Below are 12,871 nucleotides of genomic sequence, written 5' to 3'. Positions count from 1 at the left end.
AAATGACGCGCCATCGATCAATCGCTTTCACCGTTCTGGCGTTCCTTGCGATGGCCGCCGGCGCGAACGCCGCGCAACCCGCCAAGCCGACGCCGAGGCCGGCCACCGAGACGTTCTCAAGCTGGGAGGAAATGCGCACCGCCAAAGGCTGGCCCAGCGTCGAGGCGGCAGCCAAACTGCCGCCGCAGAAGCGGCTGGAGATCGCATCCGCGGCCCTGACATCGCGCAACCGCAACATTCGTAACCTTGACTACGGGTTTGCTCTCCTGCTGACGGGAACACCCTCCAAGGATACGACGCGTCTGCTTGCCAAGGCGATCCTCATGAACGAGTACACGTTCGGTCCGAAAGCGCCTTCGGTCCTCAGTCTTCTCGCGGCGGAGAGCATGCGCGGCTGCAAGAGCTGTGTCGCCGCTTATGCCGAGATTCAGTATTCCGGCGACGGCATTCCGCAGAATGACGAGGTTGCTTTCAAATGGTACCGCTGGGCGGCGATCGTCGGCAACAGCAAGGGTATCGAGGCGACAGCGATCGCCCTTACCGAAGGCCGAGGGACACCTAAAGACTTCAAGGAAGCGATGACCTGGGCCGACCGCCTGGACGCGCCGCGCCGCGCCAAGCTTTACGTGGAACTTGCAAAGAGCGTTGCCGGCGGCGGAACTCCCGAGGACCTTGCCACAAGCGCTGACCTCCTGGTGCGCTCGATAAAGCTCAATCCGGCTGATGCACGTCGACCGATCAAGCAGCTTTTGGCGTCCGGATATCCTGCCGATGTTCGAAGCAAGGCGATTTCAGCCTTGCGCGCTGCCGGCGACAAAGCTGATCCTGTCGCGCTTCTCACCATTGCGCAGAGTTTGTGGAATGCGGGCTCTACGGGTGAATCGATCCCGATTTTCGAAGAACTTGTCTCTAACGGTGATGCCGCGGCTGCGGACTACCTCTCTCAGGCACTGGGGCGGTCGGACGTTGCTCAACACGAAAAGGACCGCATTATCGAGACTCTGAGGAAGGCGGCTGATGCTGGGCAGCCTTCCGCTGCGAGAGCACTTGGCAATGCATACTACTATGGTACCGGCGTTCAGCAATCGGCGGTCAAGGCCCGATCCTTTCGCGAACAGGCGGCCAAACGGAACGACGCTGAGGCGCAATATCTTCTCGGCATGATGATCCTGGATGCAGGTGCCGCGGATGAAGCGGCGATCGGCCGGCAATGGTTGGAAAGGTCCGCATCCAGCGGATATACCTTGGCTCGAGCCGCAATCATGAAGATGAACTCAAATTAGTGTTATACGATGTAGAATTGGAATGATTTGGCTGAAAAAATTGCGTGAACTCGTAAGTAAACAACAGAAATGCAAGGTGTAACCTGGAGAAGCGAACGCTAAGGAGGCTTGGTATCATGTGGAAGTCAGCTTTTGCCTTTTCGTTGTCCCTATCGCTGTCGGCGATTTCCGCCCATGCGGATAGCCCCTGGTACCAGTTGTTGCCGGTCCCGAATGCGCCAGAATGCAAGGTCCTGGCCGATCCGCACGGCGAGCCGATTCAACGCCGGTTCGACAAGGGCGGCGCCCGGATCTATGCGATCGGCGGGAAAGCCTGCCCGCCAAGTTTTCCCGGAAACGACTACGCCAAAATATCGACAGCGCGCACCATCACGACCGATGGAAATTTCGCGCGCATCATAACCAAGACCCGGAAATACGTCGTGAGCCGCGCGGGCAGCGGCAATCGCTATGAATTCTCGAGTTTCAAGCTCGATTGAGCTGTGAAAGCGTTTGGAACATCCAGACGGGGTGCTGCCGCCCTGGCTTTCTGCAGCACCCGTCGCCTCTCTGCCTCTCCTCCATCGCTTGCTTTATACTTATGCCAGTATTGGGGGCATCTTGAGCGCATACTTCAGTTTTACTGAATAAGGAGTATTTCGGGGCAATTGTTGCGCGCATTTATCTCATGTTAACTAAGCTGGTGGGTTGAGGTGATCTCTTATGACCATGCCAGTCGAACAGAATTGGAATGCGCGCTTTTCGGTCCGCAGCGATCGGAAGTGGTTGGGCTTTAACAGCGTTGTCGTGACCTATGCGGCAGCAATGGCTGATTTCGCACTGTTGCTCTTCGCCAGCGCCGCGGGCCACATCGCCTACCAGGACCTAACGTTCGGCTTTAGTGACGACCCGTCAGTCTACATCGGTATCGGTCTCCTGGTCGCGACGATGTTTGTTCTGGCGATGGCAGGCGCGCATACCTACAGAGCTGCGGAACTCGTGTCGTTTCGCCGCCAGCTCACCGCGATATGCACCATTCTCCCTGCCGTGGTGGTATTCCTGCTGACAATTGCATTCTTCATGAAAGTTGGATCCGCCATCTCACGCGGGGCGATCGCCTCGACGACGGTTTTGTCTCTTGCCGGACTTCTGGGATTGCGGGTGTTGTGGCGTTCCTATCTCAAACGCGCGGCAGCGCATGCTGCCTTCCCAACGCATCGCGTGCTGCTGATTTGCCCGGAAACAACCGCTGTCGAACCGCTTTCCGAGCGAGCGACTCGCAACGGGTTGGTGATAACGCAAACGATGCGCATCGGGCGCGACGGCAGTGCAGCTGGACCGGGCCTCCTTGAGGCTTGCAGCAAACACGGCATCGACGATGTGGATGAAGTGCTGATCGTCTGGGGCGACTACGGGAATCTAAAGGTTCTGGACGAGTGCCTCGTCACGCTTCGCCAGTTCTGCCTACCGGTCAGCGTCATGTTCACTGGCCTAGTGGGCGAGATCGTGCAAGGCTTCGCACACGGCCTTGGGGAAAACTGCGCATTCCAGACGCATCGCCCGCCGCTCGATCTGTTCGAACGCGCTGTCAAGCGGACTTTCGATATCGCCTTTTCGATTGGTGCGCTTCTCGTCACCCTGCCGATGTGCATCGTCATTGCGATTGCCATCAAGCTTGACAGCCGCGGCCCAATATTCTTCTGGCAGTCGCGCAAGGGCTACAGCGGAAAATCCTTCCGCATTCTGAAGTTCCGCAGCATGTCGGTGATGGAGGACGGTAGCGATATCCGTCAGGCCACCCGGAACGATCCGCGCGTAACGCGGGTCGGCGCGTTCATTCGCTCGTCTAGTCTCGATGAGTTGCCGCAGTTCTGGAACGTGCTGCGTGGCGAGATGTCGGTGGTCGGTCCTCGTCCGCACGCTCTGGCTCATGACGACTTCTACGGCACGCTGATCGCACAGTATGCCTCGCGTCGTCACGTCAAGCCGGGCTTGACCGGCTGGGCGCAGATCAACGGCTACAGGGGCGAGACCCCGACGGTCGACCGCATGGCGGAACGTGTCCGCCATGACATCTGGTACATCAATAACTGGTCTCTCTGGCTTGATCTACGGATCGTTTTGCAGACGATGCTCGGGATCAAGGACCGCAAGAATGTCTATTAGCGGGTGATCCCTCACCTTGTGTTTGCGTTGTAAAAAGGGGTGCGTAGACGTGTTGTTCGTAACGGGTGGTGCCGGATTCATCGGCTCAAATTTTGTCCTGGACTGGTTGGCGCAGAGCGATGAGCCGGTGCTTAATCTGGACGCGCTGACCTACGCCGGAAACCTCGGCAATCTCCGTAGTCTTGAGGGCGACGAAGGGCATATTTTCGTCCACGGCAGCATTGCTGACGGCGCGCTTGTCGAAAGACTACTGGCGGACTATCGGCCGAGGGCCATCGTCAATTTCGCGGCGGAAAGCCATGTCGACAGGTCGATCCATGGTCCCGCCGACTTCATCGACACGAATATCGTCGGCACCTTCCGCCTTCTGGAGGCGGCCCGCGCATATTGGAGCGGCGGTTCCAAGGACGACTCGTTTCGCTTCCTGCATATTTCGACAGACGAGGTCTTTGGCACGCTCGACGCTGACGACGAAGCGTTCCACGAAGAGACGCAATATCAACCGAACAGCCCCTATTCCGCAAGCAAGGCAGCCAGCGACCACTTGGTCAGGGCGTACCATCACACCTACGGGCTTCCGGTCCTCACCACCAATTGCTCGAACAACTATGGGCCATTCCACTTTCCGGAAAAGCTCATCCCGCTGGTGATCAACAATGCGCTGCTCGGGCGGCCGTTGCCGCTTTACGGCGACGGCCAGCAGATCAGAGACTGGCTCTACGTCAAGGATCATTGCAGCGCGCTGCGTCGTGTATTGCAGTCAGGTGTGCCCGGGCGCACCTACAATGTCGGCGGCTGGAACGAGCGCACCAATCTCGATGTCGTGCAATCGATCTGCGATCTGCTTGATGAGCTGAAGCCAAGAGACGATGGTCAGTCTTATCGAGGGCAGATCACGTTTGTTACGGATCGCCCTGGGCACGATCGCCGCTATGCCATCGACGCGCGCAGGATCGAAAGCGAGCTTGGTTGGCGCCCGAGCGAGACGTTCGAGAGCGGCATCCGCAAGACCGTCGGCTGGTATCTCGATAATGCCGAATGGGTGCGCAACGTCACATCCGGCAGTTATCGCAACTGGCTCGAGAAGCAATACGCATGACCGTGATGCTGCTCGGCAGAAATGGCCAGGTTTCCCGCGAATTGCAGCGTACCCTGTTGCCCTTCGGTTCCCTTGATGTTTTCGGAAGGGATCGTCTCGACCTTGAGAAACCCGAGACGATTTCTGCGGCCCTGCGAGAGGCGGCCAATGCGGCGGTCATCGCAAACGCTGCCGCCTTTACCCAAGTCGACCAGGCGGAAACAAATTCCGCTGTGGCCTTCGCGGTCAACCGGGATGCTGTTGGCATACTCGCGCAGCAGGCGCTCGAGCGGGACGCCCTGTTGCTTCACTATTCGACCGACTATGTTTTCAACGGCCGGAAGACTGCGCCTTATGTCGAGACGGACGAGACAGATCCGCTGAATGTGTACGGGCAATCCAAACGGGGTGGCGAACTGGCGATCACCGGTTCGCGCTGCAAGCATCTCGTATTCCGCACAAGCTGGGTGTTTTCGGCAGACGGCGACAATTTCATCAAGACGATCCTGCGATTGGCGCATGAGCGCCCGCAGCTTCGCGTGGTGGCCGACCAGTTCGGTGCGCCGACGTCGGCCGAATTGATCGCTGACGTGACGGCGCTTGCGGTGGCCGGTTATCGCCGCGGCGGTTTGCCTGACGGCATCTATCATTTGACGGCGGGCGGTCGGACGAGCTGGCACGGCCTCGCATGTCATGTGGTGCGTCGCGCTATCGATATCGGATTCGAGCCCAAGGCCGGTCCTGATGACATCGAGCCGATCACCACGGCCGAGTTTCCGCGTCCGGCCGCCCGGCCGATGAACTCGTCACTTGATTGCCATGCTCTCTCGTCCCGCCTTGGGCTCAGCCTGCCGGACTGGACAGTGCACGTCGACCGCATGCTGGATCAACTTCGAAAAAGGGGATGGAAGCCATGACCCGCAAAGGCATCATTCTGGCCGGAGGGTCCGGCACACGCCTGCATCCCGCGACGCTTGCGATCAGCAAGCAGCTGTTGCCGGTCTTCGACAAGCCGATGATCTACTATCCATTGTCGACTTTGATGCTCGCCGGCATCCGCGACATTCTGATCATCTCCACGCCGCAGGACATTCCGAGATTTCGGCAATTGCTGGGGAGCGGACAGGAGTGGGGCGTGACGTTTTCCTACGCCGAGCAACCGTCTCCGGATGGGCTGGCGCAGGCGTTCATCATTGCCGAGGATTTCCTCGCGGGGGCTCCTTCTGCACTGGTTTTGGGGGACAACATTTTCTACGGCCACGACCTCCCTTCCTTGCTTGAAAGCGGGATGTCGCGCAGGCAGGGTGCCACGGTTTTCGCCTATCACGTGCTGGATCCGGAGCGTTACGGTGTCGTCGAATTCGACCGCCGCCGCCGTGTTCTTTCCATCGAGGAGAAGCCGGCCGTTGCGAAATCCAACTACGCTGTGACCGGTCTCTACTTCTACGACGAACGCGCTGTCGAATTCGCAAAGCAGCTGAAACCTTCGCCGCGCGGCGAACTCGAGATCACGGATCTCAACCGTTGCTACCTCGATGACGAAAGCCTGACGGTCGAGATCATGGGCCGGGGCTACGCCTGGCTGGACACCGGGACACATGATTCCCTGCTCGATGCCGGACAGTTCATTTCGACGCTCGAACGTCGCCAGGGACTGAAGGTGTCGTGCCCGGAAGAGATCGCATTCCGCAACGGTTGGGTCAGCCGTGCCGATCTTGAGCGGCTTGCCATGCCGCTTTCGAAGAACGGATACGGCAAGTACCTGTTGCGGCTGCTGGACGAAGGCGCCCTGCAATGAGTTTCATTCCGCTGGATATTCCGGACGTGCTTCTCGTTCAGCCAAAGGTTTATGGCGACGAGCGAGGATTTTTCTTCGAGAGCTTCAATCAGGCACAATTCGATACCGCACTGGGCCGCACGGTGACCTTCGTTCAGGACAACCATTCACGGTCGGGCAAGAATGTCCTGCGCGGGCTGCACTACCAGATCAAGCAACCGCAGGGCAAACTCGTGCGTGTCGTCGAGGGAGAGGTGTTTGATGTCTGCGTCGATATCAGGCGCTCGTCTCCCACCTTCGGACGCTGGGTAGGCGAGGTTTTGTCAGCGACGAACAAGCATCAGCTCTGGGTGCCGCCCGGCTTTGCGCACGGTTTTCTTGTCCTGTCCGAAAGCGCGCAGTTCCTCTACAAGACGACCGATTTCTACTCTCCGGAAAATGAACGAGCGATTATCTGGAATGACCGGCAGCTCGATATTCGCTGGCCGATCGATGGCGAGCCGATCCTCTCGTCCAAGGATGCGATCGCCTCTTCCTTTCAGGATGCTGAACTGTTTCCGTGACGGCGTTTCAGAGCGATCTCAAGTATTCGCGAAAGAGTATTGCGCCTCGGAAGACCAAACCATTACACGCGTAACGTCGTGAAAGGTTCGGCTTGCCTGATCACGTCCCGTGTCAGCATATCGCGCCGAACATTGCCTAAAGTGCTTCTCGGAAACGTTTCTGTATGGCAGATATGAGCCGAGGCGTTTCGGGTGAGGAGGAATTTGCCGCCAATGAAGGGAATTCGCCAGCTGGCAAAACATCTCGATATCTCGATCGGGACAGTATCGCGGGCGCTGAATGACAAGCCTGACGTCAACGAGGAGACTCGCAAGCGCGTGTTGGCGGCAGCGGAGGAACTCGGCTATGTCGCCAATCAATCCGGCCGCAGCCTTCGCCAGGGTACGACGAATGTTATCGGGCTGATGATCGAAGCGAGCCAGGAAACCGTCGAGAACGGGGACAACTTCTTCCTTAGCGTCACGGGCGGGCTTCAGTCCGTCTTTACGCGCCACAAGCTTGACCTCGTCATGCTCCCTTGCCCAAGCGATGAGGATCCGCATGAGTATCTGAAGCGCATGGTCGCCCGCCGCGTCGTCGACGCAATGATCATCTCGGCAACGCAGCGCATCGACAAGCGTATCGATTTCCTCTCGAAGGCAAAGATTCCGTTCGTGGCGCTCGGGCGCAGCTCGTCCGGCGGCAACTATCCATGGATCGATCTCGATTTCGAGGGCGTCGCGGCTTGTGCCGTCGAGCGCCTCGTCGCTAAGGGGCACCGCCGCATCGCCATTGCGGCACCTTCCACCGATATCAACCTCGGCTATGTCTTCGTGGATGCCTACCGGCAGGCGCTGGAGCGGCACGGCCTGGAGTTTGATCCAGATTTAATCATTCGCGTGAAGTCCAGCGAGCAGGGCGGCTATCAGGCCGGTACGGAATTGCTGCGCCTCAAGGACCGGCCAACAGCGATCATCCTGATCTACGAATTGATGGCCATTGGGCTCTATCGGCGAATGGTCGAGGCAGGGGTCGTTCCCGGCCGCGATCTCGCCGTGATCGGTTTTCGCGAGGAGCCTCGCGCGAGGTTCCTGCAACCGACGCTCACTTGCTTCCGCCTGTCGCTTCGCGACCTCGGTACCAAGCTTGCCGAGACACTTCTTGCGTCGATGCCTGCCTATTCCGCTCTTTACCCAAAAGGCGCACAGAATACGATCTGGCCGCTGGAACTCGCCCCTGGCGAAAGCGACGCATTCACAATCACCCCCTGACTGGCAGGCATCATGAAACCGCGCGAGCTTCTCTCCGAACTGTTTACGGCCGCCGTGCGCGCCGCTGATCCGCTGACGGGCATTGCATCCCGTCTTCCCGCCCCACCGCGCGGTCGCACCGTGGTCGTCGGGGCAGGAAAGGGAGCCGCCCAGATGGCGCGCGCGCTGGAAAGCCTCTGGCCGACGCCCCTCGAGGGCATCGTCGTCACGCGCTACGGATATGGTTGCGATACCAAGAGCATCAGGGTCATCGAAGCATCGCATCCGGTCCCCGATGCGGCTGGATTGACTGCATCAGGACTGCTGATGGAGGCCGTTGCCGGGTTGACTGAGGACGATCTTGTCATTGCTCTCATCTGCGGCGGCGGTTCGGCATTGCTGCCGGCTCCGCCAGTCGGCTTGACGCTTCAGGACGAGATCGCGTTCAATGAGCTTCTGCTGGCTTCCGGCGCACCGATCGCCTCGATGAACGTCGTGCGCAAGCATCTGTCGACGATCAAGGGAGGGCGACTGGCGGCTGCGACGAAAGCACGCGTGGTCAGCCTCATCGTATCAGACATACCGGGCGACAATCCCGCTCATGTTGCCTCCGGCCCGACGGTTGCGGACTTCTCCAATCGCCAGCAGGCACAGGCGGTGGTCGCGCAGTACCGATTGAAATTGCCGCAGGCGGCGCTTGATCATCTCGCATCGCCTTCCGCAGACGCGCCGCGGCCGGATGATCCGATTTTTGCCCGCCACGAGCACCATATCATCGCGTCCGCCGGTGTCTCCCTGGAGGCTGCTGCCGCTGCTGCCCGCGCGCATGGCATCGAAGCCGTGATCCTCTCGGATTCGATCGAAGGTGAATCGCGCGATGTTGCGCTCGTCCACGCCGCGATTGCACGAGAGGTGGCCACAAGGAACCGGCCGTTTTCCAAGCCGGTCGTTATCCTTTCCGGCGGGGAGACCACCGTTACCCTGAAGGAACGCGGAGGCCGGGGCGGACGCAACGGGGAATTTGCCCTGGCAATGGCGCTCGCCATCGGCGAGCAGAATATTCACGTCCTGGCTGCCGATACGGATGGAATCGACGGTTCCGAAAACAACGCCGGGGCGTTCGTTGACGGCGATACACTCAGGCGTTTGCGTGAAAAGGGCATCGATCCGCGAAAGCTGCTCGACGCCAACGACTGCTACACATGCTTCGAAGCTCTGGGCGACCTCTTCGTCACCGGCCCGACCGGTACCAACGTGAATGATTTTCGTGCGATCCTGATCGCGTGACGCTTCCGTAAAACGTCGCAAAAAGCAGCTGAAGGGCCTGAAAATTTTCGATGCTGCAGTGCGGCATAGCGTCACCTAAGGCCCGGCATTTTCAGGTGTTTTTCGCAGCATTTTAGCTCCAAGTGCGGCCTATTGACACCACGAAACGTTTCCGCTTAGTATCGTAAACGTTTACGGGATACGTTTCGGGAGGAAAACCGGAAACGATCCACCGGAGGAAATCGTGATATTGAATGCCGTTCTATGCGGGTGCGGAGCCATGTCCAAAGGCTGGTTGCGCGCCATCAAGGAAACCCCGGCTCTCGCGGCCGCCATCGAGGTCAAGGGCCTTGTCGATGTCAATCCAGCGGCCGCCGAAGCGCTCGCTGCCGAGTTCGGTCTTGAGGGCGTTGTCATCGGCACCGATCTTGCCGACGTCATCGCCAAGTCGAACGCCGATATCGTCTTCGACGTCGTTATACCGACGGCACGTTTCAACGTCGTTTCCACGGCGATGAAAGCGGGCTGCCACGTTCTCAGCGAAAAACCAATGGCGACGTCGCTTGCCGAAGGCGCCGCTCTGATCGATCTCGCCGCCGAGACCGGAAAGATCCACGCCATCATCCAGAACCGCCGCTTCATTTCCGGCGTACGCCGCATGCGTCGCTTCGTCGAGAGCGGAGCAATCGGCGATCTGACCGCCATCCATTGTGATTTCTTCCTCGGCCCGCATTTCGGCGGTTTCCGCGAGGAGATGGACAACGTCCTGCTGCTCGACATGGCGATCCACACCTTCGACGCCGCCCGCTACGTGGCTGACAAGAAGCCGCTCGCCGTCTATTGCGTCGAGCGCAATCCGAATGGATCCTGGTACAAGCATGGCGCCTCCGCCAATGCGACCTTCGAATTTTCCGACGACGTCGTCTTCACCTACCGTGGCTCGTGGTGTGCGGAAGGCGAGCGCACCAGCTGGGAAAGCGAATGGCGCCTCGTAGGTTCCAAGGGAATGTTGACCTGGGACGGTGGCGACACGTTCAATGCAGCCGTCGCCGGCACTGAGCCGGGTCTTCTGCATGGCTTTGCTTCCGTAAACGTTCCCGAGCCGGCACACGAAGAAGAGACGCACGGCCACGCCAGCGTCATCGCAAGCTTCGTCGAGGCGATCAAAACCGGCAAGCGGCCCGAGACCGCAAGCTCCGACAATATCAGAAGCCTCGCCATGGTGTTCGGCGCGATCGAAAGCGCCAAGACCGGCAAGCGCATCGAAATTTCAGCATAAGGACAGACATTGTGAGCAACCCCGCCAAGTCCATTCGTGTAGGTACCATGGTCAGCGCCTCCAAGGGCGGCGCCGACAAGCGCATCGGTCAGATTGCCGACATGGGTTTCGAGAGCTTCGAGCCCTTCTTCTGGCAGACGACGAACGGTCAGGATCTGGCCGATCTCGGCAAGCGCTGCGTCGATGCCATTGGTGATCGCGACATCACCATCTCGACGCTCGGCATGTTCGGAAATCCGCTTGAGGCGACCGACATCGACCTGCAGACGCTCCAAGGCTGGAAAGACTGCATCGACAACGCACATCATTTCGGCGCCACCTGCATCGCCGGCTTCACCGGCCGCGTCCGCAACAAGCCGTTGACCGACAGTCTGCCGCGCTACAAGGAAATCTGGAGTGAACTTGCCAAGCGCGCCGCTGACAAGGGCGTCAAGATCGCCTTCGAAAACTGCGCCATGGACGGCAACTGGGCGACCGGCGACTGGAACATCGCCCACAATCCCGATGCCTGGGAACTGATCTTCAACGAAACGCCCGATGACCACATTGGTATCGAGTGGGAACCCTGCCACCAGATGGTTTATCTGATCGATCCACTGCCGCAGATCCGCAAGTGGGCGAAGAAGATCTTTCACGTGCACGGCAAGGATGCGACGATCCGTTGGGACGTCATCAAGGAACACGGCATTTTCGGCAAGGAGAAGTTCGTCTTCATGCGCACGCCGGGCTTCGGCGACAGCAACTGGACCGACATCATTTCGGAACTGCGTCTTGCAGGCTGGTCCGGTTCGATCGACATCGAAGGCTGGCACGATCCTGTTTACCGCGACGAGCTGGAGATGACCGGTCAGGTCTACGCGCTCAACCACCTCAAGCATGCCCGGGGCGGCGACTTCGTCGTCGATCCGGTTTGATGACATCGTGGCCGGCGAGGAGGAATCGCCGGCTTCCGACAGGATAACCACAAAGGAGGAGAACTATGGGTATCCGCAAGTTTGCAATGGTCGGCGCTTTGGCGCTGGCAGGCGTCTCTCTCTTTGGCCTGACTGCCAAGGCCGAAGATGTCACCTTGACCCTCTGGTCGCTGGACAAGGACATCCAGCCGGCACCGAACCTCGTCAAGGAATTCAACGCCCAGAACAACGGCATCAAGATCGAGTATCGTCTGATCCAGTTCGATGACGTCGTCACCGAAGCCATGCGCGCCTATGCCACTGGCCAGGCTCCCGACATCATCGCGGTCGACAATCCCGAGCATGCGATGTTCGCCTCGCGCGGCGCCTTCCTCGATATTTCCGACATGATCAAGGGCTCCTCGGTCATCAAGCCGGACAACTATTTCCCCGGTCCGCTGAAATCCGTGGAATGGGATGGCAAGTATTTCGGTATTCCGAAGGCGACCAACACGATCGCGCTCTACTACAACAAGGACATGTTCAAGGCGAAGGGCCTCGACCCGAACAAGCCGCCGCAGACCTGGGACGAGCTTGTCGAGGATGCACGCAAGCTGACCGATCCGGCCAAGAACGTCTACGGTCTTGCCTTCTCCGCCAAGGCGAACGAGGAAGGTACCTTCCAGTTCTTGCCCTGGGCCCAGATGGGCGGCGGCGGCTACCAGAACATCAATGCCGAAGGCGCGGTCAAGGCGCTTGAGACCTGGAAGACGATCATGGACGAGAAGCTTGCTTCTCCGGACACCCTGACGCGCGGCCAGTGGGATTCCACCGGGACGTTCAACTCCGGCAATGCCGCCATGGCGATCTCCGGTCCTTGGGAACTTGATCGCATGACCAAGGAAGCCAAGTTCGACTGGGGCGTTGCCCTGCTTCCGGTTCCAAAGGAAGGCGCTGAGCGGTCGTCGGCAATGGGCGACTTCAACTGGGCGATCTTCTCGAGCACGAAGCACCCGGCCGAAGCCTTCAAGGCGCTTGAGTTCTTCGCTTCTCAGGACGACAAGATGTTCAAGAACTACGGCCAGCTTCCGGCCCGTTCCGACATCACCATCCCGGAGACCGGCGAGAAGCTCAAGGATGAGGGCCTCAAGGTCTTTATCGAGCAGCTGAAGTATGCGAAGCCGCGCGGCCCGCATCCGCAGTGGCCGAAGATCTCCAAGGCGATCCAGGACGCAATCCAGGCGGCTCTGACCGGCCAGATGACTCCGAAGGATGCGCTCGACCAGGCTGCCGAGAAGATCAAGGCTGTTCTCGGCTAATCCACTCCGCATAACCGGATGGCTTTCGGGCCATCCCT

General features: G+C 59.3%; 12 protein-coding genes. All 12 read left to right on the top strand.

What is annotated here, in order from left to right:
* Positions 1-2 precede the first annotated feature (2 nt).
* Positions 3-1,283, top strand: a complete 1,281-nt coding sequence (locus tag ASE04_RS22135) for a tetratricopeptide repeat protein (protein ID WP_156408861.1) — start codon at positions 3-5, stop codon at positions 1,281-1,283.
* Between the two features lie 116 nt (positions 1,284-1,399).
* A complete protein-coding gene (locus ASE04_RS22130) occupies positions 1,400-1,762 on the top strand; it encodes a hypothetical protein (protein WP_056822156.1) in 363 nt (120 codons plus the stop codon).
* A 223-nt stretch (positions 1,763-1,985) separates the two neighbouring features.
* Positions 1,986-3,428 (top strand): exopolysaccharide biosynthesis polyprenyl glycosylphosphotransferase, encoded by a 1,443-nt coding sequence (locus ASE04_RS22125; protein ID WP_056822153.1) that lies wholly within the window; start codon positions 1,986-1,988, stop codon positions 3,426-3,428.
* 49 nt (positions 3,429-3,477) lie between these two features.
* Positions 3,478-4,527: a dTDP-glucose 4,6-dehydratase gene (gene rfbB, locus ASE04_RS22120; RefSeq protein ID WP_056822150.1), complete on the top strand. Its 1,050-nt coding sequence runs from the start codon at positions 3,478-3,480 to the stop codon at positions 4,525-4,527.
* A complete protein-coding gene (rfbD, locus tag ASE04_RS22115) occupies positions 4,524-5,423 on the top strand; it encodes a dTDP-4-dehydrorhamnose reductase (protein WP_056822147.1) in 900 nt (299 codons plus the stop codon). Before rfbB ends, rfbD begins: the two co-directional genes overlap by 4 nt.
* The gene (gene rfbA, locus ASE04_RS22110) at positions 5,420-6,304 is read left to right on the top strand and encodes a glucose-1-phosphate thymidylyltransferase RfbA (protein ID WP_056822722.1); all 885 of its coding nucleotides are present in this window, start codon (positions 5,420-5,422) and stop codon (positions 6,302-6,304) included. The genes rfbD and rfbA overlap by 4 nt, the downstream gene beginning before the upstream one ends.
* Entirely contained in the window at positions 6,301-6,846 is a 546-nt protein-coding gene (rfbC, locus tag ASE04_RS22105; RefSeq protein WP_056822144.1) for a dTDP-4-dehydrorhamnose 3,5-epimerase, read from the top strand. Before rfbA ends, rfbC begins: the two co-directional genes overlap by 4 nt.
* 213 nt (positions 6,847-7,059) lie before the next feature.
* Entirely contained in the window at positions 7,060-8,097 is a 1,038-nt protein-coding gene (locus ASE04_RS22100) for a substrate-binding domain-containing protein (protein WP_056822142.1), read from the top strand.
* Between the two features lie 12 nt (positions 8,098-8,109).
* Positions 8,110-9,363 (top strand): glycerate kinase type-2 family protein, encoded by a 1,254-nt coding sequence (locus ASE04_RS22095; RefSeq protein ID WP_056822139.1) that lies wholly within the window; start codon positions 8,110-8,112, stop codon positions 9,361-9,363.
* Between the two features lie 223 nt (positions 9,364-9,586).
* Positions 9,587-10,621 (top strand): Gfo/Idh/MocA family protein, encoded by a 1,035-nt coding sequence (locus ASE04_RS22090; protein ID WP_082597433.1) that lies wholly within the window; start codon positions 9,587-9,589, stop codon positions 10,619-10,621.
* A gap of 11 nt (positions 10,622-10,632) precedes the next feature.
* On the top strand, positions 10,633-11,535 hold the full coding sequence (locus ASE04_RS22085; RefSeq protein WP_056822133.1) for a sugar phosphate isomerase/epimerase family protein: 903 nt from the start codon (positions 10,633-10,635) through the stop codon (positions 11,533-11,535).
* A gap of 65 nt (positions 11,536-11,600) precedes the next feature.
* Positions 11,601-12,833: an ABC transporter substrate-binding protein gene (locus ASE04_RS22080; protein ID WP_056822130.1), complete on the top strand. Its 1,233-nt coding sequence runs from the start codon at positions 11,601-11,603 to the stop codon at positions 12,831-12,833.
* Positions 12,834-12,871 lie beyond the last annotated feature (38 nt).

This window comes from Rhizobium sp. Root708, from assembly GCF_001429725.1.
In the GTDB taxonomy this organism is placed as follows: domain Bacteria; phylum Pseudomonadota; class Alphaproteobacteria; order Rhizobiales; family Rhizobiaceae; genus Rhizobium.
This window is presented reverse-complemented; position numbering and strand designations above follow the sequence as displayed.

Bases quoted from the DNA above. Each gene is read 5' to 3' on its own strand.
- ASE04_RS22135 (WP_156408861.1), top strand. From the start codon at position 3: ATGACGCGCCATCGATCAATCGCTTTCACCGTTCTGGCGTTCCTTGCG.
- ASE04_RS22130 (WP_056822156.1), top strand. From the start codon at position 1,400: ATGTGGAAGTCAGCTTTTGCCTTTTCGTTGTCCCTATCGCTGTCGGCG.
- ASE04_RS22125 (WP_056822153.1), top strand. From the start codon at position 1,986: ATGACCATGCCAGTCGAACAGAATTGGAATGCGCGCTTTTCGGTCCGC.
- rfbD (WP_056822147.1), top strand. From the start codon at position 4,524: ATGACCGTGATGCTGCTCGGCAGAAATGGCCAGGTTTCCCGCGAATTG.
- rfbA (WP_056822722.1), top strand. From the start codon at position 5,420: ATGACCCGCAAAGGCATCATTCTGGCCGGAGGGTCCGGCACACGCCTG.
- rfbC (WP_056822144.1), top strand. From the start codon at position 6,301: ATGAGTTTCATTCCGCTGGATATTCCGGACGTGCTTCTCGTTCAGCCA.
- ASE04_RS22100 (WP_056822142.1), top strand. From the start codon at position 7,060: ATGAAGGGAATTCGCCAGCTGGCAAAACATCTCGATATCTCGATCGGG.
- ASE04_RS22095 (WP_056822139.1), top strand. From the start codon at position 8,110: ATGAAACCGCGCGAGCTTCTCTCCGAACTGTTTACGGCCGCCGTGCGC.
- ASE04_RS22080 (WP_056822130.1), top strand. From the start codon at position 11,601: ATGGGTATCCGCAAGTTTGCAATGGTCGGCGCTTTGGCGCTGGCAGGC.